The sequence below is a fragment of the Yersinia sp. 2466 StPb PI genome (assembly GCF_041538325.1).
In the GTDB taxonomy this organism is placed as follows: Bacteria; Pseudomonadota; Gammaproteobacteria; order Enterobacterales; family Enterobacteriaceae; genus Yersinia; species Yersinia enterocolitica_E.
Genome location: NZ_JAULSL010000001.1, coordinates 4,817,115 through 4,840,167 on the forward strand (window position 1 = coordinate 4,817,115; position 23,053 = coordinate 4,840,167).

The window sequence follows — 23,053 nt, forward strand, 5'->3', positions numbered from 1 at the left end:
ATGCTCAGCCTGGCAACATTGGATATGCTGCTATCGATAAGTGAGGGTGAGCTTATCGAAGAGATGGTGATCGGGCTATTGGCGTCACCTCAATTAGCACTATTTTTCGAAAAATTCCCGCGAATTAAACGGGCGCTAATGAAAGATATTCCTGGTTGGAAGCAAAACTTACAGCAGCGTATCCGCGAGGCTAAAGCTCCGGCTACTCTGGCAAATGAGTTTTCCCTATACCAACAAAGCTTGTTGGAAAGTAGCCCACTATTTTATGTGCATCTGCCAGATATTGTGGCTCAGTTACAGCAATGGCAATCGCCCTTTGCTTCACAAGCCAATACATTGCTACAAACCGCTGATTTAGCCAGAAACCCTCAACCCGGCGATAGTTTACAAACCTTATTTTTACAGCGTTGGCGTGTCAGTCTAACGCTACAAACCATCACCATTCATCACCAGTTACTTGAGCAAGAGCGAGAGCAACTTCTGGCTGAACTCCAGCAGAGATTGGCGCTCAGTGGGGCATTAGAACCAGTACTGGCAACCAATGATGGGGCAGCAGGGCGGCTTTGGGATATGAGTCAGGGCCACTTACAGCGTGGCGATTATCAATTGCTACTGCAATACGGTGACTTTCTACAACAACAACCCGAATTACAACAACTGGCCGAGCAATTGGGTCGTAGCCGTTCAGCAAAGGCACAACCGACACCAGAGGCTCGCTTTGAACCTTATACTGTCATGGTTCGCCAGCCCGATACAGTGCCAGAGGAGGTCAGTGGCATTCATCAAAGCAATGATATTTTGCGATTGCTCCCGACGGAACTGGTGATGTTAGGGATGAGCGAGCTGGAATTTGAGTTTTATCGCCGTTTACTGGAGCGCCGCTTACTCACTTACCGTTTGCAGGGTGACAACTGGCAGGAGAAAACCTTACAGCGCCCGGTCAGTCTTAAAAGCAATGATGAACACCCTCGCGGCCCTTTTATCGTCTGTGTCGATACCTCAGGCTCCATGGGCGGATTTAACGAACAATGTGCCAAAGCATTTTGTCTGGCTCTGCTTCGAATTGCACTGGCAGATAATCGCCGCTGTTACATCATGCTATTTGCCACTGAAATAATTCACTACGAGCTATCTGCTGCCAGTGGTATTGAGCAGGCGATTCGTTTTCTTGGCCAACATTTTCGCGGAGGTACCGATCTGGCTGCTTGCTTAGCCAGCACATTAAATAAAATGGAAGATAGAGAATGGTATGACGCAGATGCAGTGATCATTTCAGATTTTATCGCCCAACGTTTACCAGACGAATTAGTCAGAAAGATTAAAATCCAGCAACAAGCCCACCAGCACCGTTTTCATGCTGTTGCCATGTCTGCGTATGGTAAGCCCGGTATCATGCGAATTTTCGATCATATCTGGCGTTTTGATACTGGGCTAAAAAGCCGCTTGATGCGCCGCTGGAAGCGCTAGTTAAGCAGGCCGGCTCCAACGTTTATCGACAACCCCAATATCGTCATATTAAAGATAAATGATAACACTGACTGCAAGAGTACTACGCGGCGGATATCTGACGTGCCGGTAGAGACATCGGCAGTTTGGCAAGCCACACCAATGGTAAATGAGAAATAAAGGAAATCCCAATAGGAAGGCGTGGTTATCTCTTTGGGGAAAAGTAACGGTAGAACCGTTTCTGATTTATCGCGGCGCATATAAAACAAATGTGCGTAGTGCATAGTAAAAGCGGTGGATAATAATAACCATGAAACCAATAACGTCAGCCCTGTCAGGACCAAATGGAACGCCTTGGCAGAGCCTGAGAGCTGATTCGCCGTGCTCAATTCAAATAAAATAACCAGAATACTGGCCAGACACGCCATGCTGACAATACTCAGCACCATACTGGCACTTTCATCCTGCACCCGGGCTATTTTGCTGATTTTCGTCGAATCAGTGCGTAATAATTGCAACCATAAAAACAGTAAATAAAGCCAGGCGGAAACATTCCAACTAACCATCAGACGCAGCAATACCGAGTAATGTGTTGGCAGCAGGAAATAAGTGACAACACCCGCGCCAACCGAAAACAACAATCGTGGCCGAGCGTGTAAATAGTGCTTTATAGGATGAAAAAGGGCCATAACATCAACAACCTTGCATATAGTGATATTTAAAATATTTATATATCACTACAGCATAGATTAAAAACCCACAATTATATTGGGAATCAATAATCCTTAATATAATTGGTGTTGTAGGTAGGCAGCAAGCGCACTCCCCCCTACAACATCTAGTATTAAGGGGATTTACAGTAGGCCTTCAACCTTCTCGCTAATTTCTGGCCCCCATACGCCACATTGAACCTGACCGATATGTTGCTGTTGCAGCAATAACATCACTAAACGAGACTGGCCGATACCGCCACCGATAGTTTGCGGCATTTCACCACTCAGCAGTGATTGGTGCCATTCCAGTTTCAGACGATCTTCATCAGAAGTCAGTGCCAATTGGCGTTTAAGTGCCTCAGCATCAACACGTATCCCCATGGATGAGATTTCAAACGCGTCTTCAAGAACAGGGTTCCAGACAATAATGTCACCGTTCAAGCCCGCAAAACCTTCAGCACTCGGCGACGTCCAGTCATCATAATCTGGCGCTCGGACATCATGAGATTTACCGTCAGCCAATTTACCACCGATGCCAATCAGGAATACAGCTCCCAGCTCTTTAGCTATCGCACGTTCGCGGCCTTTAGCATCCAGGTCAGGGAAACGCGCACGCAGGCTTTCGCTGTGGATAAACTGTATATTCTCTGGCAGGAATGGCTTCACACCAAATTCAGCACTGATCGCTACTTCAGTTTCTTTAATAGCGGTATAAATCTTGTTAACAGTGGATTTCAGATAAGCCAGGTTGCGTTCACCATCTCCCATCACGCGTTCCCAATCCCACTGATCGACATACACAGAATGAATAGCACTCAGGCAATCTTCATCAGGGCGCAATGCTTTCATATGAGTATATATCCCTTGGTCAGCACCAAAATCAAAGCGACCCAAGGTTTTGCGTTTCCATTTAGCTAATGAATGAACGACTTCAAAAGTTGCATCCGGCAATGTCTTCACTTTTACCTGAACGGCTTTCTCTGAACCTGAAAGGTTATCTTGAGTACCATCACCCACACGACTCAGGATTGGTGCCTGTACTTCAATCAGACCCAGTTGTTGTTCTAATTGACGGGAAAAGAATGATTTTACGAAGCTGATTTGTTGTTGTTTTTGGATAAATTGTTTTTTCATTGCCGTTTTCTCGATTCGTTATTACTGATTATGCTAATTAGGTTATGCCACCTGGCTTGACATCGATTAAGCAACAGAATGAGGGTTAAATTCAATATCCAACAAATAATATTGCCTTTTCACTTTTAATAATTCATTTTTATGGGTCTTAAATTAAGTAATCGTTAAAAAAAGGAGGCAAATATGGGTGAAATTTATCAAATCGATAATCTCGATCGCGGCATCCTGAACGCATTAATGGAAAATGCACGCACACCTTATGCTGAATTGGCAAAAAATTTTGGCGTGAGTCCAGGAACTATCCATGTGCGAGTGGAGAAAATGCGCCAGGCGGGGATCATTACCGCGGCTTGTGTTCACGTTAATCCAAAAAAACTCGGGTATGACGTGTGTTGCTTTATCGGTATTATTTTGAAAAGTGCCAAAGACTACCCGTCGGCACTAAAAAAACTGGAAGGTTTAGAAGAAGTTGTAGAAGCCTATTACACCACCGGCCACTACAGCATTTTTATTAAAGTGATGTGTAAGTCAATAGATGCGCTCCAGCAGGTACTTATCAACAAGATCCAGACTATCGATGAGATCCAGTCAACGGAGACACTTATCTCCCTGCAAAACCCCATCATGCGTACCATTGTGCCTTGAGCACTAAATAACTATACCCACATTATCCACAGGTAGATCCCAGCTGATTCACAGCGTACAATACCGGCTCTTTACTTCGGTTGGGTCCTTTATGGCTGACATTACCTTGATCAGTGGCAGTACACTCGGCAGCGCTGAATATGTTGCTGAACATTTAGCTGAGAAATTAGAAGAAGCAGGTTTTTCTACAGAGATGCTGCATGGCCCTGAATTAGACGAGCTTACGCTTGAGGGTACGTGGCTAATAGTCACATCAACCCACGGTGCGGGTGATCTCCCAGATAACCTTCAACCATTATTAGAACAAATCGAACAACAGAAGCCTGATCTTTCTCAAGTGCACTTTGGTGCTGTTGGTTTGGGCAGTTCAGAATATGACACTTTCTGCGGTGCAGTGAGAGCATTGGATCAACAATTGATCGCACAAGGCGCCAAACGTTTGGGTGATATTTTAGAAATTGACGTCATCCAACATGAAATTCCCGAGGATCCGGCAGAGGTTTGGGTCAAAAATTGGATTAATTTGCTCTAATTTGATTAAAGATCACGCGAACGAATGTGGATAAGTATGCTTAAAAGCAGGGTAAAACCGGTACATATCCACATAACAACCTTGGCACCTCAGAGTGCCTGTGCATAACATGCCATTTAGATCCCAGCTTATACGCAATAGGATCACCGATCATTCACAGCAAACGATCTTCCTTAATACTATGATCTTCCATGTGAATAATCACTTATCCACAGAGGATCATGATCCTAATAAGAGATCTAATAAAGAGATCTTTAAATAAAAAGATCTTCTTTTAATTAAGGGGGATCCTAAGCCGCTTGGTCGAAAGTCTAAACTTGAGTAGAATCCCCCACCCCAGGGCAAACACAGAAATTCGCATAACGGCGAGGTGCAGTACCATGTTTTATCCAGATCAATTTGACGTCATCATCATTGGTGGTGGCCATGCCGGCACGGAAGCTGCAATGGCAGCGGCACGCATGGGACGTCAGACCTTATTGCTGACGCACAACATCGACACACTGGGACAAATGTCTTGTAACCCAGCGATTGGCGGTATCGGTAAGGGACATTTGGTAAAAGAGATCGATGCTCTGGGTGGTCTGATGGCCATGGCGACTGACCAAGCGGGTATTCAGTTTAGGATACTAAACGCCAGCAAAGGGCCAGCGGTAAGAGCGACCCGAGCTCAGGCTGACCGTGTGCTGTATCGCCAGGCAGTACGTACCGCATTGGAAAACCAGCCAAACCTGATGATCTTTCAACAGCCAGTTGAAGATCTGATTGTTGAAAATGATCGCGTTGTGGGTGCAGTCACCCAAATGGGTCTTAAATTCCGAGCGAAAGCGGTGGTATTAACCGTTGGTACTTTCCTCGACGGAAAAATTCATATCGGTCTTCAGAACTACAGTGGTGGTCGTGCTGGTGATCCGCCATCCATCTCATTGTCACAGCGTTTGCGTGAATTACCACTGCGCGTTAATCGCCTTAAGACCGGTACTCCACCACGTATTGATGCGCGGACCATTGATTTTAGCCAATTGGCTCCTCAGTTCGGTGATACGCCTATTCCAGTATTTTCATTCTTGGGTAATGCTAGCCAGCATCCAGAACAAATGGCTTGTCATATCACCTACACCAATGAAAAAACCCATGAAGTGATCCGCAATAACTTGGATCGTAGCCCAATGTATGCCGGGATCATTGAAGGGATCGGGCCACGCTACTGTCCTTCGATCGAAGACAAAGTCATGCGTTTCGCCGATCGTAATTCACACCAGATCTTCCTTGAACCAGAAGGTCTGACCAGTAATGAGATCTATCCGAACGGTATTTCAACCAGCCTGCCTTTCGATGTACAGATGCAAATCGTCCGTTCAATGAAAGGGCTAGAAAATGCCCGTATCATTCGACCAGGTTATGCCATCGAATATGATTTCTTTGATCCACGTGATTTGAAACCGACCTTGGAAAGCAAATATATCCACGGTCTGTTCTTTGCTGGGCAAATCAATGGCACTACCGGCTATGAAGAAGCAGCGGCTCAAGGGCTGCTTGCAGGGCTTAATGCGGGCCGCTTAGCTAACGATGACGATGGATGGTCACCTCGCCGTGATGAAGCTTACCTTGGCGTGCTGGTGGACGATTTAAGCACCCTTGGCACCAAAGAACCGTATCGCATGTTTACCTCTCGCGCAGAGTATCGCTTGATGCTGCGTGAAGATAACGCGGATCTGCGCTTGACTGAGATGGGCCGTAAATTGGGGTTGGTTGACGATGCTCGTTGGGCACATTTCAGCAAGAAAATTGAGCAAATTGAAAAAGAACGTCAACGTCTGCGTGATATATGGGTACATCCGCACTCTGAAAATGTTGATGAGATCAATGCATTACTAAAAGCGCCGTTGTCTAAAGAAGCCAATGGTGAAGAATTACTGCGTCGGCCTGAAATTGACTATCGTTTGCTGACAACCCTAACCTCTTTTGGCCCAGCATTAACAGATCCACAAGCTGCGGATCAGGTTGAAATTCAGGTTAAATATGAAGGGTATATCGCGCGTCAGCAGGAAGAAATTGAAAAACAACTGCGCAATGAGAATACTCTACTGCCGGCTGAGCTGGATTATCGTCAGGTGTCTGGTTTATCGAACGAAGTCATCGCTAAACTGAACGATCACAAACCTAACTCAATCGGACAAGCCTCGCGTATTTCTGGCATTACCCCAGCAGCAATCTCTATTTTATTGGTTTGGCTGAAAAAACAGGGGTTGTTACGCCGTAGTGCCTAACAACCGACGTTTGCCTGCATTGCTAAGGGATAAGCAGTGCAGGTAAGTTCTTCTTTGCTTCAGGCCACAACTAACGGTTCAAACCACTGCCAAGCTAGATTATCATTCCTCATCCCGGCCCTTTTCATGCTGACTGAACGAGCTTAGTCAGAGGATATTGTTGTGTTAAAAAAATTAGATTCCCTGCTAAATGCCGCAGCTATTGTGTTACCTGAACAGCAAAAATTACAGTTGATAGGCTATGTAGAACTGCTGCATAAGTGGAACAAAGCTTACAATCTGACTTCTGTTCGTGACCCACAGCAAATGCTAGTGCGACATATTCTGGATAGTATTGTGGTTAACCCACATTTGCAGGGTGACCGGTTTATTGATGTGGGCACCGGCCCTGGGCTTCCTGGGATACCGCTGGCAATTGTACGGCCTACTGCGCACTTTACGTTGCTAGATAGCTTGGGTAAACGTGTACGCTTCTTGCGTCAGGTACAGCACGAACTGGGCTTAAATAATATTGAGCCAGTGCAAAGCCGAGTTGAGGACTTTGCCGCAAAACCGCCATTTGATGGTGTAATAAGCCGTGCATTTGCATCTCTACAAGATATGCTGTCTTGGTGTCACCATTTGCCAGCTAAGCCTGAAGGGCGCTTTTATGCGCTTAAAGGGGTGAGGCCGGACGATGAGTTAGCCGTACTGCCGGAGGGTATTAGCCTTGAATCGGTCGTGCGATTGCAGGTGCCAGAGTTGGAAGGTGAACGCCATCTGGTCATTCTTAAGTCAAACTAACTTTGTTATTTATCAAAAAAATGTAATAAATCCTTGGCGGATGGTAGGAAAATTATCGTATTTATTATTTTTAATATAGATAAGTATTTCTTCGCTTACTATCGTACCGGCAGATTATATTTTACGTGTTGTTTACAAAAACAGCGATAACAGATGGCATAACTATATTGAAAGCTGGCAAATAGTCACTTTAGTCATTACTTTAGCTGTGCCATCACTCTTTTTATGTAGACGAAGTGTTGCTTGATTATTATCTGAAATGTCAACGGGAAGTTTTTACTAAGTAGATAAGTTGTTCGATAATAGTTTAATTTTAACATTATGATTTATAAAACTTTTTAATGGCTCTTTTCGTTAAAGACAAACAGAAGCTTTATGGGATATAAATCAGTTTGTTTTAAGTTTTGTGATCAGTTGCACGCTTTATTGGTAATGGTTGGAATCGTCAGACAATTAAATGGGGGCTTTATTCCGAGGCTTTTCTTGTGAAAATAGTCCGAAAGAAGAAAATTTAAATAATTGTTCACCTTTTCGCTACTTATCGATTGAATTCGTTTGAGTGGCCCGTATAATTTGCTCGTTTTTTGCTGCTTGACTCAATGGGGTAAAAGGCAGTTTTATACCTCACTCAGCATACCCTTAGTGTGGTTCGGAGAGAACAAACGTCATGCCTGTATCCCTTTACAGTGGGAAAATCGCACGAAAGCTGCTGTTTTTGCAGTTAATGACTTTTGTTGTTCTCAGTGCTGCTTTTGGCTTTAAAAGCCTGGAATGGAGTGCTTCTGCTCTGGCAGGAGGATTGGCGGCTTGGTTGCCCAGCGCCATGTTTATGTTGTTTGCTTGCCGCCATCAGGCAAAAACAGCAGCTCCAGGTCGTGTTGCGTGGTCGTTTGCCATTGGCGAAGGGTTAAAAGTTATCATGACGATAATTTTGCTGATTGTGGCTTTGGGGCTGTTTAAAGCAGCGTTTGCGCCACTCGGTTTAACCTATTTGGCGGTGCTGATTGTGCAGATATTGGCACCGGCTGTGATTAGCGGCTACCGTACTTAACCGTTATCGTATTTAACTACAAAAAGGGTAAGAGGCATCATGTCTGCATCAGGAGAAATCTCTACTCCAAGGGACTACATAGGTCACCACCTGAATAACCTTCAGTTGGACCTGCGTACCTTTGAGTTGGTCAATCCCCACTCACCTGGCCCTGCAACGTTCTGGACGTTGAACATTGACTCTTTGTTCTTCTCTGTCGTGCTGGGGTTAGCTTTTCTGTTTGTGTTCCGCAAAGTCGCGGCAGGTGCCACCAGTGGCGTGCCTGGCAAATTGCAGACTGCTGTTGAGTTAATTATCGGTTTTGTCGATAACAGCGTGCGGGATATGTACCACGGCAAAAGTAAAGTCATAGCACCATTAGCCCTGACCGTGTTTGTTTGGGTTTTATTGATGAACATGATGGACTTACTGCCAATCGATTTACTGCCTTACATCGGTGAACATGTCTTTGGGTTACCTGCATTGCGCGTGGTACCTACTGCGGACGTGAGTATTACCTTGTCCATGGCATTGGGTGTCTTCATCCTGATTCTGTTCTATAGCATCAAAATGAAAGGTGTAGGCGGCTTCGTAAAAGAACTCACGATGCAGCCGTTTAATCACCCGATATTTATTCCAGTTAACTTAATTCTGGAAGGTGTCAGCCTGCTGTCCAAACCCGTTTCACTCGGTTTGCGACTGTTCGGCAACATGTATGCGGGTGAGTTGATCTTCATCCTTATTGCGGGTCTGTTGCCGTGGTGGTCACAGTGGATGCTCAGTTTACCTTGGGCTATCTTCCACATACTGATTATTACGTTACAAGCCTTTATCTTCATGGTTCTAACGATTGTCTATCTGTCGATGGCGTCCGAAGAGCACTGATTTTCTTAATATACCCTAAATAATTCGAGTTGCAGAAAGGCGGCAACTGAGCGAATCCCGAGGAGCTTACATAAGTTAAGTGACTGGGGTGAACGAAGGAAGCCAACGCACATGTAGCTTGAAGTATGAAGTGTATAACACTACTGCGTTTAACTGAAATAATTGGAGACTGTCATGGAAAACCTGAATATGGATCTGCTGTACATGGCTGCCGCTATAATGATGGGTTTAGCGGCAATCGGTGCTGCGATCGGTATCGGCATCCTGGGTGGTAAATTTTTGGAAGGCGCTGCACGTCAGCCTGACCTGATTCCTCTGCTGCGTACACAGTTCTTTATCGTCATGGGTCTGGTTGACGCCATCCCTATGATCGCTGTTGGTCTGGGTCTGTACGTGATGTTTGCTGTCGCGTAAGTAGAGTTTTCTCTACCGTGAACTACACCAAACTATTAACTTTTAAAGAGGCATTGTGCTGTGAATCTTAACGCAACAATCCTCGGCCAGGCCATCGCGTTTGTCCTGTTTGTCCTGTTTTGTATGAAGTATATATGGCCGCCAATTATGGCTGCCATCGAGAAGCGTCAAAAAGAAATTGCTGACGGTCTCTCTTCTGCAGAGCGTGCCAAAAAAGATTTGGACTTAGCGCAAGCCAATGCGACCGACCAACTGAAGAAGGCTAAAGCAGAAGCACAGGTGATCATCGAGCAGGCAAGTAAACGCAAAGCTCAGATCCTTGATGAAGCTAAAACTGAAGCCGAACAGGAACGTAACAAAATCGTGGCGCAAGCGCAGGCAGAGATCGACGCCGAACGTAAGCGTGCTCGTGAAGAGTTGCGTAAGCAAGTCGCGATGTTGGCTATAGCTGGCGCCGAGAAGATCATCGAACGTTCCGTGGATGAAGCTGCTAACAGCGACATCGTTGATAAACTGGTCGCTGAACTGTAAGGAGGGAGGGGCTGATGTCTGAATTTGTAACTGTAGCTCGCCCCTACGCCAAAGCAGCTTTTGACTTTGCTGTTGAGCACCAGGCGGTTGATCGTTGGCAGGATATGCTAGCGTTTACTGCCCAAGTGACGCGCAATGAACAGATCGCTGAATTGCTTTCCGGTGCTGTTGCACCAGAAACAATGTCTAAGACGTTTATTGCAGTCTGTGGTGATCAGCTCGATGAATCCGCACAGAACTTCATTCGAGTTATGGCGGAGAATGGCCGTTTACTGGTTCTTCCTGAGGTGCTACAGCAGTTTATTCAACTGCGTGCCTCGCTGGAGTCGACCGTCGACGTCGAAGTGAGCTCTGCGAGCCCACTGAAAGACGAACAGCTAGCTAAAATTGCTGCTGCGATGGAAAAACGTCTATCACGCAAAGTTAAGCTGAATTGCAAAATCGATAAGTCCGTAATGGCCGGCGTAGTAATACGTGCAGGCGATATGGTGATAGATGGCAGCGTTCGCGGTCGTCTAGAACGCCTGGCGGACGTCTTGCAGTCTTAAGGGGACTGGAGCATATGCAACTGAATTCCACCGAAATCAGCGAACTGATCAAGCAGCGCATTGCTCAGTTCAATGTGGTGAGCGAAGCTCACAATGAAGGTACTATTGTTTCCGTCAGTGACGGGATCATTCGCGTACACGGCTTAGCCGATGTTATGCAGGGCGAGATGATCGCACTGCCAGGCAACCGTTACGCAATCGCACTGAACCTGGAGCGCGACTCCGTAGGTGCTGTAGTTATGGGTCCGTACGCCGATCTTGCCGAAGGCATGAAGGTTAAATGTACTGGCCGTATCCTGGAAGTTCCCGTCGGTCGTGGCCTGTTGGGTCGCGTCGTCAATACTCTGGGTGAACCTATTGATGGTAAAGGTCCGGTAGAAAACGACGGCTTCTCAGCTGTTGAAGCTATCGCACCTGGCGTTATCGAACGTCAATCCGTTGATGAGCCTGTTCAGACGGGCTATAAGTCAGTGGATGCCATGATCCCAATTGGTCGTGGCCAGCGTGAATTGATCATCGGTGACCGTCAGACAGGTAAAACTGCTTTGGCGATTGATGCGATCATCAACCAACGCGATTCCGGCATCAAATGTGTGTATGTTGCTATCGGCCAGAAAGCCTCTACTGTTGCTAACGTAGTGCGTAAACTGGAAGAGCATGGCGCTTTGGCTAATACCATTGTGGTTGTAGCTACCGCCTCAGAATCTGCAGCATTGCAGTACCTGGCACCTTACTCCGGTTGTGCTATGGGTGAATATTTCCGCGACCGCGGTGAAGATGCGCTGATTATTTATGATGACCTGTCTAAACAGGCTGTTGCATATCGTCAAATCTCCTTGCTGCTCCGTCGTCCACCAGGTCGTGAAGCTTACCCTGGCGACGTATTCTACCTCCACTCCCGTTTGCTGGAGCGTGCTGCGCGTGTTAACGCCGACTACGTTGAAGCCTTTACCAAGGGTGAAGTGAAAGGTAAAACCGGTTCTTTGACCGCATTGCCAATCATTGAAACTCAAGCAGGGGACGTTTCCGCGTTCGTTCCGACTAACGTAATTTCGATTACCGATGGTCAGATCTTCCTGGAATCCAGCCTGTTTAACGCCGGTATTCGTCCTGCGGTTAACCCAGGTATCTCCGTATCTCGTGTGGGTGGTGCAGCGCAAACCAAGATCATGAAAAAACTGTCCGGTGGTATTCGTACTGCTCTGGCACAGTATCGTGAACTTGCTGCGTTCTCCCAGTTCGCATCCGATTTGGATGATGCAACACGTAAACAGCTGAGCCACGGTCAGAAAGTGACCGAGCTTCTGAAACAGAAACAATACGCACCGATGTCTGTTGCGCAGCAATCTCTGGTTCTGTTCGCAGCTGAACGTGGTTATCTGGGTGATGTTGAGTTGGCGAAGGTAGGTAGCTTTGAAGCTGCGCTGTTAGCGTTTGCTGACCGTGAGCATGCCGAGCTTCTGCAACAAATCAACCAAACTGGCGCGTACAACGATGAGATCGAGGGCAAGCTGAAAGGCATCCTTGATACATTTAAGGCAACCCAGTCCTGGTAACGCTATGCGGCCTTGCTTTTCATTAGAAAAGCAGGCCGTCTGGTAATGAGGAGAAGCAGAAATGGCCGGCGCAAAAGAGATACGTTCCAAGATCGCCAGCGTGCAAAACACGCAAAAGATCACCAAAGCCATGGAGATGGTCGCCGCCTCCAAAATGCGTAAATCGCAGGAACGCATGGCGGCCAGCCGTCCTTATGCAGAAACTATGCGTAGTGTGATTGGTCACCTTGCGTTAGGTAATCTGGAATATAAACATCCGTACCTGGAAGAGCGTGACGTTAAGCGCGTTGGGTATCTGGTGGTTTCTACAGACCGTGGCTTGTGCGGTGGTTTGAACATTAACCTGTTCAAAAGACTGTTGGCTGAGATGAAAGGTTGGTCTGAAAAAGGCGTTGAATGTGATTTAGCGCTGATTGGATCAAAAGCAGCTTCTTTCTTTGGTTCCGTGGGTGGCAAGATTGTCGCTCAGGTTACTGGCATGGGGGATAACCCTTCCTTGTCAGAGCTTATCGGGCCAGTCAAAGTGATGCTGCAAGCCTATGATGAAGGTCGTCTGGATAAGCTGTATATCGTTAATAACAAGTTTATCAATACGATGTCTCAGGAACCACGGATCATGCAGCTACTACCGCTTCCGCCTGCGGAAGATGGTGAGCTGAAGAAGAAATCCTGGGATTACCTGTATGAACCCGATCCTAAAGCATTGCTGGATACCCTCCTGCGTCGCTATGTGGAATCGCAAGTTTATCAGGGCGTCGTTGAAAACCTGGCCAGCGAGCAGGCCGCGCGAATGGTAGCGATGAAAGCCGCCACCGATAACGGCGGTAGTCTGATCAAAGAGCTGCAGTTGGTTTACAACAAGGCTCGTCAGGCCAGCATCACTCAGGAACTCACCGAGATCGTCGGGGGAGCCTCCGCGGTTTAACCAGGTTATTACCCTAAATAGTTCAGATTGCGAAACGGCGGCAACTGAGCAAATCCCCTGGCGCTTGCTAATAAAGTAAGCAACTGGGGTGAGAAAAAGCAGCCAACGCCCAAGCAATTTGAAGTATGACGGGTAAACGTATTACGTAGAGGATTCAAGATGGCTACTGGAAAGATTATCCAGGTAATCGGCGCCGTAGTGGACGTCGAATTCCCCCAAGACGCTGTACCAAAAGTGTACAACGCCCTTGAGGTTGAAGGCACTGCTGAGAAGCTGGTGCTGGAAGTTCAGCAACAGCTAGGCGGTGGTGTTGTTCGTTGTATCGCAATGGGCTCTTCCGATGGTCTGAGCCGCGGGTTGAAAGTCATCAACCTGGAACACCCAATTGAAGTGCCGGTTGGTAAATCAACTCTGGGCCGTATCATGAACGTATTGGGTGACCCAATCGACATGAAAGGTCCGATCGGTGAAGAAGAGCGTTGGGCAATCCACCGTGAAGCGCCTTCTTACGAAGAGCTTGCCAGCTCACAAGATTTGTTAGAAACCGGTATCAAAGTAATGGACTTGATTTGCCCGTTCGCTAAGGGCGGTAAAGTGGGTCTGTTTGGTGGTGCGGGTGTTGGTAAAACAGTAAACATGATGGAGCTTATTCGTAACATCGCGATCGAGCACTCAGGTTATTCTGTATTTGCCGGTGTGGGTGAGCGTACTCGTGAGGGTAACGACTTCTACCACGAGATGACGGACTCCAACGTTCTGGACAAAGTATCTTTGGTGTATGGCCAGATGAATGAGCCACCAGGTAACCGTCTGCGCGTTGCTCTGACCGGCCTGACCATGGCGGAGAAATTCCGTGATGAAGGTCGTGACGTACTGTTGTTCATCGATAACATCTATCGCTATACCTTGGCCGGTACGGAAGTATCCGCACTGCTGGGTCGTATGCCATCAGCGGTAGGCTACCAGCCAACGCTGGCAGAAGAGATGGGTGTGTTGCAGGAACGTATTACGTCCACCAAGACGGGTTCAATCACTTCTGTTCAGGCCGTTTACGTGCCTGCGGATGACTTGACTGACCCATCACCAGCAACCACCTTTGCTCACTTGGATGCAACCGTCGTTTTGAGTCGTCAAATCGCCTCTTTGGGTATTTACCCTGCGGTTGACCCACTTGACTCCACCAGCCGTCAGCTTGATCCGCTGGTTGTTGGCCAGGAGCACTACGATGTAGCGCGTGGCGTGCAGTCTATTCTGCAACGTTACCAGGAGCTGAAAGACATCATCGCAATCTTGGGTATGGACGAGTTGTCAGAAGATGACAAACTGGTTGTATCCCGTGCGCGTAAAATTCAGCGCTTCCTGTCTCAACCGTTCTTCGTGGCAGAAGTCTTTACCGGTTCACCGGGCAAGTTCGTTTCGCTGAAAGATACCATTCGTGGTTTCAAAGGCATCATGAACGGCGACTATGACCACTTGCCGGAGCAGGCGTTCTACATGGTTGGCACCATTGAAGAAGCAGTGGAAAAAGCCAAGAAACTGTAACGCTGTTGACTGGAGGGTGACATGGCTGCAATGACTTACCATCTGGATGTTGTGAGCGCAGAGAAGAAGATGTTCTCTGGCGTGGTACAAAAAATTCAGGTGACGGGTAGTGAAGGCGAACTTGGGATTTTCCCTGGTCACGCCCCACTGCTCACTGCCATTAAGCCTGGCATGATACGTATCGTGAAGCAGTTCGGTGAGGAAGAGTTTATTTATCTTTCTGGCGGCATCCTTGAGGTGCAACCGAGCGTTGTGATCGTATTGGCTGACACAGCTATTCGCGGAACTGATCTGGACGAAGCTAAAGCGCTGGAATCTAAGCGTAAAGCCGAAGATCATATCAACAACTCCCACGGCGACGTCGACTATGCTCAGGCATCCGCTGAATTGGCGAAGGCGATTGCGAAATTACGCGTAATCGAACTGACCAGGAAGGCGATGTAATTTTATACTAATGGGTTGCGTTAACTCGTTGATTTATAAAATTACTATATATACTCAGGTCATTGGGGTTGCAGGTAGGTAGCAAGCTAACGCTACTGCAACTTCCAGTACGAAGGTATAAATAAAAAATAGAATGCCAGTCAGTAAATCTGATTGGCATTTTTTTTACCTATACACCAGATAACACAGATACTCGCCTTTTGTTTATCTCCCTTAATCCGCTTTCCTACTATTTAGTTAAGCCTCAGCTAAACTCAAAGCGTTTCTTTCTGAAAACTCTTGTTTCTTGTCGTAAAATAAGTGGTTAATAGCGTAAATATGTACATGTGTTTTGACAAAAACAGCACGGGAATCGTCGCTGATCGCAGACACTTTTCGCCCCATTTTTTCGTTACATGACGAGTAGCAACAACCCTTTAACCATGCGGGTTGAGTACATTTTTCGTTGAGAAATATGTAGTAATTATTTCGCTAAACAGGTTTACTTCCGTCTATTAAATTGGAGTTATCAGGTTGCTTATGTCTAACAGCTCAATGAGTGTAGTCATCCTTGCCGCAGGTAAGGGAACACGCATGTATTCCGACCTTCCTAAGGTGTTACACCCATTGGCAGGTAAGCCGATGGTTCAGCATGTTATTGATGCTGCCATGAAGCTGGGTGCAAAAAACGTTAATCTGGTTTATGGGCACGGCGGCGATCTGCTGAAAAAGACGCTATCCGATCCCTCTTTGAACTGGGTATTACAAGCTGAACAGTTGGGTACCGGGCACGCGATGCAACAAGCCGCACCGCACTTTGCTGACGATGAAGATGTGCTGATGCTATACGGCGATGTGCCGTTGATCTCTGTGGATACCTTACAGCGACTGCTGGCGGCGAAGCCACAAGGCGGCATTGGCTTGTTGACCGTCAAGCTGGATAACCCAAGTGGTTATGGCCGTATCGTGCGTGAGAATGACGACGTGGTGGGGATTGTTGAGCATAAAGATGCCAGTGATGCACAGCGCGAAATTAATGAAATCAACACCGGAATACTGGTTGCTAATGGGCGTGATCTAAAGCGCTGGCTATCACTGTTGGATAACAATAATGCTCAAGGTGAGTTTTATATCACCGATATTATTGCATTGGCACATGCTGATGGTAAGAAGGTTGCTGCGGTTCACCCCGCTCGGTTGAGTGAGGTTGAAGGGGTAAATAACCGCCTGCAACTCGCTGCTCTAGAGCGTGTATACCAGTCTGAGCAGGCTGAGAAACTGTTATTGGCCGGTGTGATGTTACTGGATCCCGCGCGCTTTGATTTGCGCGGAGAATTAACACATGGTCGTGATATTACTATCGATACCAATGTCATCATTGAAGGTCATGTGACTTTAGGTGATCGGGTTCGTATTGGTAGCGGATGCGTACTGAAAAATTGTGTGATCGGTGATGATTCTGACATTAGCCCATATAGCGTATTAGAAAACTCACGCCTGGATACTGGCTGCTCTGTTGGGCCATTTGCCCGCCTGCGCCCAGGTGCTGAATTAGCTGAAGGCGCACATGTTGGTAACTTCGTTGAAATCAAAAATACCCGCTTGGGTAAAGGCTCGAAAGCGGGTCATCTTTCCTATTTGGGCGATGCCGAGATTGGTTCGGGCGTAAATATTGGCGCAGGAACCATAACTTGCAACTATGATGGAGCTAATAAGTTTAAAACTATTATTGGCGATGATGTCTTTGTTGGGTCCGATACTCAATTGGTCGCGCCGGTCACTGTTGCAAAGGGTGCCACTATCGCTGCGGGAACTACCGTAACTCGCGATATTGCGGAAAATGAGTTAGTGCTTAGCCGTGTTAAACAAGTCCATGTTCAGGGCTGGCAGCGTCCGGTGAAGAAAAAATAAGCTATACCCGTTATATTTCAAGCTGCATGTGCGTTGGCTGCGTTCAATCACCCCAGTTACTTACTGGTCGTTGACCTTAAAATAAGTAAGCTTCTGGGGATCTGCTCAATTGCTGCCTTCCTGCAACTCGAATTATTTAGGTTATATTAAAACAGCCCCTTCAATATCGTTTATTCTTTGAAGGGATGTTTTGCCCTGTGTTTTTGGTTTATCTATTGATGCTGAAAACACAGAGCAAAACATAATAATCCCCAACTCTACAGGCTCGGGGAACCCGGAAAATCCGGAAAATCAGGTCACTGACATCGACAAGGTTCTAAAAGAACCTTACATAGGAATAAAATAGATGTGTGGAATTGTTGGCGCAGTAGCGCAACGTGATATCGCTGAGATTCTGATCGAAGGTTTACGTCGTCTTGAATACCGTGGCTATGACTCTGCTGGTTTAGCAGTGGTTGACGCTGAAGGTAATATGACGCGTTTACGTCGGGTGGGTAAAGTACAGGCGCTGTCTGATGCTGCCGAAAATCAGGCTTTACATGGTGGCACCGGGATTGCACATACCCGTTGGGCTACCCATGGTGAGCCATCGGAAGCCAATGCGCACCCTCATGTTTCTGACTATATCTCTGTGGTACACAACGGCATTATTGAGAATCACGAACCTTTACGTGAATTACTGATTGGTCGTGGCTACCGTTTCAGTTCTGAAACAGATACTGAAGTTATTGCTCACTTGGTGCACTGGGAGCTACAGCAAGGTGGATCTTTGCTGGAAGTGGTTAAGCGTGTTATCCCGCAATTACGTGGCGCTTACGGCACTGTCGTTATGGATAGTCGTGACCCAAGTCGTTTGGTGGCTGCGCGTTCCGGTAGCCCATTAGTGATTGGTTGTGGTGTAGGTGAAAACTTTATTGCCTCTGACCAACTGGCGTTATTACCCGTGACTCGCCGCTTCATCTTCCTGGAAGAAGGTGATGTGGTTGAAGTAACTCGCCGTAGCATCGCAATTTTTGATAAACAGGGTAATGCTATTGAGCGCCCTGAAATTGAATCTCAGGTGCAGTACGATGCCGGTGATAAAGGTGTTTACCGCCATTACATGCAGAAAGAGATTTATGAACAGCCAATGGCGATTAAAAATACGCTGGAAGGCCGTTTAAATCATGGTGTAATTGATTTGTCTGAACTTGGCCCTAAAGCGGATGCATTATTGGCAAATGTTCAACATATTCAAATTATTGCCTGTGGTACCTCTTATAACTCAGGCATGGTTTCGCGTTATTGGTTTGAATCATTAGCCGGTGTGCCTTGTGACGTAGAGATTGCGTCTGAGTTCCGTTACCGCAAATCCGCTGTGCGCCCAAACAGCCTGTTGATCACCTTGTCACAATCAGGTGAAACTGCCGATACCTTAGCTGCTCTGCGCTTATCAAAAGAGTTGGGGTATTTGGGGTCGCTGGCTATTTGTAACGTCGCTGGCTCATCGCTGGTGCGTGAATCAGATTTAGCGTTAATGACCAAAGCCGGTACTGAGATTGGCGTAGCATCAACGAAAGCCTTTACCACTCAGTTGACAGTATTACTGATGCTGGTGGGGCGTATTGGCAAGCTGAAGGGCGCTGATGCCAGTCTGGAGCAGAATATTGTTCATGCGTTACAGGCTCTACCTGCTCGTATTGAACAGATGTTGTCTCTGGATAAAACCATTGAAGCGCTGGCTGAAGGTTTCTCTGATAAACACAATGCCTTGTTCCTTGGTCGCGGTGATCAATATCCGATTGCGATGGAAGGCGCGCTGAAACTTAAAGAGATCTCTTATATTCACGCTGAAGCTTATGCTGCAGGTGAGTTGAAGCACGGTCCATTGGCATTGATTGATGCTGATATGCCGGTCATCGTGGTTGCGCCAAATAATGAATTGTTGGAAAAACTGAAATCCAACATTGAAGAAGTGCGTGCCCGTGGCGGTTTGCTGTATGTGTTTGCTGATCAAAATGCCGGTTTCACTGACAGTGAAGGGATGAAAATCATTCAGTTACCACATGTAGAAGAGATTATCGCGCCTATCTTCTATACCGTGCCACTACAGTTACTCTCTTACCATGTCGCGCTAATTAAAGGCACCGACGTGGACCAGCCACGTAACTTGGCAAAATCAGTCACGGTTGAATAAGCTGCGATAGATATAGCACAAAATATTGTGGGCGGATGAAATAGCCGTTAACTCGAAAAGTCCGGTTATGCTGTTTAAAAGCATACCGGATTTTTTTATGACCAAATTAAAACAGTCATTGTCAGGAATCGGCAAAAGTTACGTTGCCGGTTTTTTAGATAGCTGCCGCTATCATCAGTTTATATATAAAAACACAATATATTACCCAACGACACTTTAATGCCACAGCGTCGTTGGGAGAGTGTCAAGGGACATAAATAATTTCGAAGGTCGAGGTTAAATCTCTAAGCTCTTTCCTTGCCCCATCCTGGTAATGAATCTGCACATCATAATGGTAGATCAGCTTTTCTTGCGGATTAAGAATGAGTTGCAAGGCCGACACTTTCACTTCTAAGGTTTTGGTAGGCTGCTCGCTATTCAGTGCTATCGTCTGGTGGTTGATACTGATTAGTATCTGTTCTATGGGTTTCGGGCCGGTGGGATCATAAGCACCCTGGCTGCTGATAAACTTCAGCGTTTTGACAATTTCAACTGGGGTGGAATTATCGATAAACAGCTGGGGATTATTTTTATATGCAACCGGCATCCTGAGCTGTACCGGGATATTGTCAGGGCTAAAGCCTTCCTGTTTAACTTCCAGCTCGCCATTGAGCAACAGATGCTGTGCCGTGGTATCAAACAGCGCATCCCAAATTTTTGCAAACTGCGCCGATGGCAGCGTGAACGAATCAATAATACCGCTTTGCAGGTTTACTATTGCGTTGGTTTCTTCGGTTTTCCCCGCCGGTAATGACAAGCGTAGTTTAAGGCTATGCGCACTGGAAAAAGGGATCAACTTACCCTGTGGCTGGGATTGGATAAAGGTAGTTTCGGCGTCGCTAATGCGTTGTCTGTCCACCTTGGGTAGCAAGAAATAGTCAAAGGTCACATTAAACTGAGCCACCTCTGTTGCCCCTTCTGGTGCAGAAAAGGAGATCGACAACATGGGTTTATTATTGTCATTGCTGTTACTGGCCAGTTGAAACGTATCGGGTAAATAATAAAGATAATCTTTACGAATATTATCCTGATAATAGTTATACCAGTATTGATGATATTCTATTGGTGTGAGAATTAATTCAAGACGTGGATTAGGTGGCGCAATGCCGCGGTAGATATAAGGATAATAATTTTCCGCAAAATAAAATATTTTAGGATCAGTAATAGTATTTAGCAGGCCGGTATCAGATTTGATGGCGATCACCAACGTGGTTTGCGCATCGTAGTTGGATAAGGCTCTTAATAACGCATCTCGCTGCTCAAGTCGGGTTAGTTTTAGTTGAGCCTGATATTGCCGTTCAGCTTTGAGTGCCACGTCCTGAAATATCATTTCATTGAATTTGCCAAACTGATTGAAATTGAGCACTACATAAGGCATTTCCTGAATGTTTTTGTTGAGAAAAAAACTCAGTACCATCGTCCAACTAATGCCATCTGTTATGGTTTCAATCTGATAGCGTATTTCGCCAGAGACATTCTCGGTACTGACCTGTGCTATCAATTCATCGGATAATGGCGTTAGAGTTGTCCGTAATTTTCTGGTCAGATTAACATTGTCGGTAAACTGCTGCTGCGCGTTTTCCAGAATAATTTTGTTTAGCGTGACCAGATCATTGAGAAAGATGTTCATAGGTATCCTTCGTATCATAGAGAACAGAACAACGCCTTAGCGCTGATAAATAGGATGAGGTCCACAGATACTGCCCATCGTGACGACGATAGAGTGGTATTTCCCTAGCACTATTGGCAAGCTGCCATTTTTTTAACGGCGTAATAATGTCAGATAGTGTATCGATACCGATATTTTGGGCATATTCAAGTGTGGACAACCATTCGGCGGGATGAGCGTAGTAGGGGGTTAATTGGGTTATTCTCTGATATTCGTTTTGGCTCCAGACGACGGCTTTATTCAGCATGGTGATAATACGATAATAAGCCGGTAGGGTTGCGCATTGTTCGCCATAAAAACGATACAGTAAAATTAGCGCATTGGTATTAACACAGCAGTCGAGCTGGCTAATCTCATTATTTTGTTTCATCCAAGTGTGGAAGGTTTGACATTCAGCCCATTGATGCTGTGGTTCGGTAAGTCGGGCATCAACCTTCTGTAGCTGATAGCCATTCATCTCAATCAGCGTCAGGCGAACGGCGTCAGGCGAAATACGGCCAAATTTGTATAACATTTCGGTAATTATCGCCGTGTCATCAATATCGGCGTCAATCATTTGGCCGTTCATCCAACGGGGATGAGCGTGACGAGGCCAGAAACTGAAATGACCGGGGCGGGTTTCACAACTAGCGAGAAAATCCAGCGCGCGATCAATATAGGAAGCCGTTTGCTCGGTGTAGTCGAGCGTCCTTAATACCTGAGCAGTGACAAAAGCATTGGCATCCTGATGCCACTGGCCGTCGGGTGTTCTGACGCTGGACAGGAATGCCCCGTTTTCTGATTGCTGTTGTCGGAGGATTGCATCTGGCGACATGCCGCGCGGCGGCGGCGGGCTACGGTCTGGTAGGGCAACCTCGCGCCAAAGGTCGTTCTGCGGGCTGAAGGTACAACTGACGCCGCACCTTGCCTGTGCATCAACCGTAAAGCCGATGACATTAAACTGAAGAGGCACATTCTCCTTGAGCAACGCTTGTAGCAGCGGCATGGGCTGTGCCACGTGCTGCAATAGCTCACCAATCTTGATGGCAGCCTGCGCGTTGCCGCCTAAAAAGCGCGGCGCCATAGTAAACAGGCTAAAACTTTCCAACTGGCGTCGATGGTTATAGACCAGGCTGAAACCATAGGTGGTGGCGGGGAATTCATCTGGATTAGGCATGTTAGCTAATACCTGCCTGAGCAGCGCGGCCAGCGGAGGAAACCCACGTTCAATACCAAATAACCGCATAACGTTGGCAATGTCTGCCAGCGTTATTTCTGCGCTGTGCCACTGATAATAATATTCAGTTGGTGTGTCAGGGTTATCTGGGTAATAGCCAATCATCAACAGCGATAGTCCGGCTGCGGTTAACTGATGCAGGGGATAATCGCTATTGGCGTGATTTAGCGGGGAGGCATACAGAGCGATTAATGCTTGATTATTTGGCGGTACTTCGGAGTAAACCTTGGTTTTAATGCCGTCAGCGGTATATTTCCGCCCCAACCATGAGCCAAATTTTAGCGCTTGGGTAGGCGTATCCGGCCGTTGTATCCGGGCAATGTGTGCGAAGCAGGATGCAGACGAGTCTGACGAGGCGTGTGGGTAATTTTCCGCACTGAAGGCCCCAATATCACGAGCCTGGGTGAATAGCGGGAGAAAAGTATCAAACGTGCAAGCCACAGCCTGCGGTTTTATGCTGGATGTCGTGAACTCCAGTGGGCAACCGTTATAAGCCAATAGACTGGTATTAAATGCCGCAGACAGCAGCCCCGATGCCATCCGTTTCTGGCTAAAACGGTGAATGTCGGGTAATAGCGTGCCTGCTAAATCCGGCACATGATGGCATAAAGTGGTTACCAGGGCGTCCAATGCCGCTGGTAACACCGCAACGCGTTCAACCATGA

20 protein-coding genes are annotated in these 23,053 nt (G+C 46.8%); 16 read left to right on the top strand and 4 right to left on the bottom strand.

What is annotated here, in order from left to right; all coding sequences use genetic code 11:
• Positions 1–1,467, top strand: coding sequence for an ATPase RavA stimulator ViaA (gene viaA, locus Q2T72_RS21770; protein ID WP_083161591.1), 1,467 nt, complete (start codon positions 1–3; stop codon positions 1,465–1,467).
• Here the strand turns inward: viaA and Q2T72_RS21775 are convergent.
• The gene (locus tag Q2T72_RS21775; RefSeq protein ID WP_083161589.1) at positions 1,464–2,135 is read right to left on the bottom strand and encodes a DUF1345 domain-containing protein; all 672 of its coding nucleotides are present in this window, start codon (positions 2,133–2,135) and stop codon (positions 1,464–1,466) included. The two genes, viaA and Q2T72_RS21775, sit on opposite strands and share 4 nt — an antisense overlap.
• A 165-nt stretch (positions 2,136–2,300) precedes the next feature.
• A complete protein-coding gene (asnA, locus tag Q2T72_RS21780) occupies positions 2,301–3,293 on the bottom strand; it encodes an aspartate--ammonia ligase (RefSeq protein WP_372569816.1) in 993 nt (330 codons plus the stop codon).
• Between the two features lie 183 nt (positions 3,294–3,476).
• On the opposite strand from asnA, the gene asnC reads away from it, so the two are divergent.
• The 15 genes from asnC to glmS all read left to right on the top strand — a co-directional run bounded on the left by asnC (position 3,477) and on the right by glmS (position 19,464).
• Positions 3,477–3,938 (top strand): transcriptional regulator AsnC, encoded by a 462-nt coding sequence (asnC, locus tag Q2T72_RS21785; protein ID WP_083161588.1) that lies wholly within the window; start codon positions 3,477–3,479, stop codon positions 3,936–3,938.
• Between the two features lie 91 nt (positions 3,939–4,029).
• Positions 4,030–4,470, top strand: a complete 441-nt coding sequence (mioC, locus tag Q2T72_RS21790) for an FMN-binding protein MioC (protein WP_372569817.1) — start codon at positions 4,030–4,032, stop codon at positions 4,468–4,470.
• 380 nt (positions 4,471–4,850) lie between these two features.
• Complete coding sequence (gene mnmG, locus Q2T72_RS21795; protein WP_372569818.1) at positions 4,851–6,740, top strand: tRNA uridine-5-carboxymethylaminomethyl(34) synthesis enzyme MnmG; 1,890 nt, start codon at positions 4,851–4,853, stop codon at positions 6,738–6,740.
• A gap of 162 nt (positions 6,741–6,902) precedes the next feature.
• On the top strand, positions 6,903–7,523 hold the full coding sequence (gene rsmG, locus Q2T72_RS21800; RefSeq protein ID WP_083161586.1) for a 16S rRNA (guanine(527)-N(7))-methyltransferase RsmG: 621 nt from the start codon (positions 6,903–6,905) through the stop codon (positions 7,521–7,523).
• 667 nt (positions 7,524–8,190) lie between these two features.
• On the top strand, positions 8,191–8,574 hold the full coding sequence (gene atpI / locus Q2T72_RS21805) for a F0F1 ATP synthase subunit I (protein ID WP_083161585.1): 384 nt from the start codon (positions 8,191–8,193) through the stop codon (positions 8,572–8,574).
• A gap of 39 nt (positions 8,575–8,613) precedes the next feature.
• Positions 8,614–9,438 carry a F0F1 ATP synthase subunit A gene (gene atpB / locus Q2T72_RS21810; RefSeq protein ID WP_005161179.1) on the top strand — a complete coding sequence of 275 codons (825 nt, stop codon included), beginning with the start codon at positions 8,614–8,616 and terminating at the stop codon, positions 9,436–9,438.
• Between the two features lie 174 nt (positions 9,439–9,612).
• Positions 9,613–9,852 carry a F0F1 ATP synthase subunit C gene (gene atpE / locus Q2T72_RS21815; RefSeq protein ID WP_004393045.1) on the top strand — a complete coding sequence of 80 codons (240 nt, stop codon included), beginning with the start codon at positions 9,613–9,615 and terminating at the stop codon, positions 9,850–9,852.
• Between the two features lie 60 nt (positions 9,853–9,912).
• Complete coding sequence (atpF, locus tag Q2T72_RS21820; protein WP_005186686.1) at positions 9,913–10,383, top strand: F0F1 ATP synthase subunit B; 471 nt, start codon at positions 9,913–9,915, stop codon at positions 10,381–10,383.
• Between the two features lie 14 nt (positions 10,384–10,397).
• Entirely contained in the window at positions 10,398–10,931 is a 534-nt protein-coding gene (gene atpH, locus Q2T72_RS21825) for a F0F1 ATP synthase subunit delta (protein ID WP_005186689.1), read from the top strand.
• A gap of 14 nt (positions 10,932–10,945) precedes the next feature.
• Positions 10,946–12,487 (top strand): F0F1 ATP synthase subunit alpha, encoded by a 1,542-nt coding sequence (gene atpA, locus Q2T72_RS21830; protein ID WP_004703877.1) that lies wholly within the window; start codon positions 10,946–10,948, stop codon positions 12,485–12,487.
• Between the two features lie 61 nt (positions 12,488–12,548).
• A complete protein-coding gene (atpG, locus tag Q2T72_RS21835; RefSeq protein ID WP_002220756.1) occupies positions 12,549–13,412 on the top strand; it encodes a F0F1 ATP synthase subunit gamma in 864 nt (287 codons plus the stop codon).
• Positions 13,413–13,571: 159 nt separating this feature from the next.
• The gene (atpD, locus tag Q2T72_RS21840; RefSeq protein WP_083161584.1) at positions 13,572–14,954 is read left to right on the top strand and encodes a F0F1 ATP synthase subunit beta; all 1,383 of its coding nucleotides are present in this window, start codon (positions 13,572–13,574) and stop codon (positions 14,952–14,954) included.
• A 21-nt stretch (positions 14,955–14,975) separates the two neighbouring features.
• A complete protein-coding gene (locus tag Q2T72_RS21845) occupies positions 14,976–15,398 on the top strand; it encodes a F0F1 ATP synthase subunit epsilon (RefSeq protein WP_004393020.1) in 423 nt (140 codons plus the stop codon).
• 519 nt (positions 15,399–15,917) lie between these two features.
• Complete coding sequence (glmU, locus tag Q2T72_RS21850) at positions 15,918–17,288, top strand: bifunctional UDP-N-acetylglucosamine diphosphorylase/glucosamine-1-phosphate N-acetyltransferase GlmU (protein ID WP_372569819.1); 1,371 nt, start codon at positions 15,918–15,920, stop codon at positions 17,286–17,288.
• A gap of 346 nt (positions 17,289–17,634) precedes the next feature.
• A complete protein-coding gene (glmS, locus tag Q2T72_RS21855) occupies positions 17,635–19,464 on the top strand; it encodes a glutamine--fructose-6-phosphate transaminase (isomerizing) (protein ID WP_372569820.1) in 1,830 nt (609 codons plus the stop codon).
• A 244-nt stretch (positions 19,465–19,708) separates the two neighbouring features.
• On the opposite strand, the gene Q2T72_RS21860 is transcribed toward glmS, so the two are convergent.
• Positions 19,709–21,133: a hypothetical protein gene (locus Q2T72_RS21860; RefSeq protein ID WP_372569821.1), complete on the bottom strand. Its 1,425-nt coding sequence runs from the start codon at positions 21,131–21,133 to the stop codon at positions 19,709–19,711.
• Positions 21,114–23,051: a hypothetical protein gene (locus Q2T72_RS21865; protein WP_372569822.1), complete on the bottom strand. Its 1,938-nt coding sequence runs from the start codon at positions 23,049–23,051 to the stop codon at positions 21,114–21,116. Before Q2T72_RS21865 ends, Q2T72_RS21860 begins: the two co-directional genes overlap by 20 nt.
• Positions 23,052–23,053: the final 2 nt, after the last annotated feature.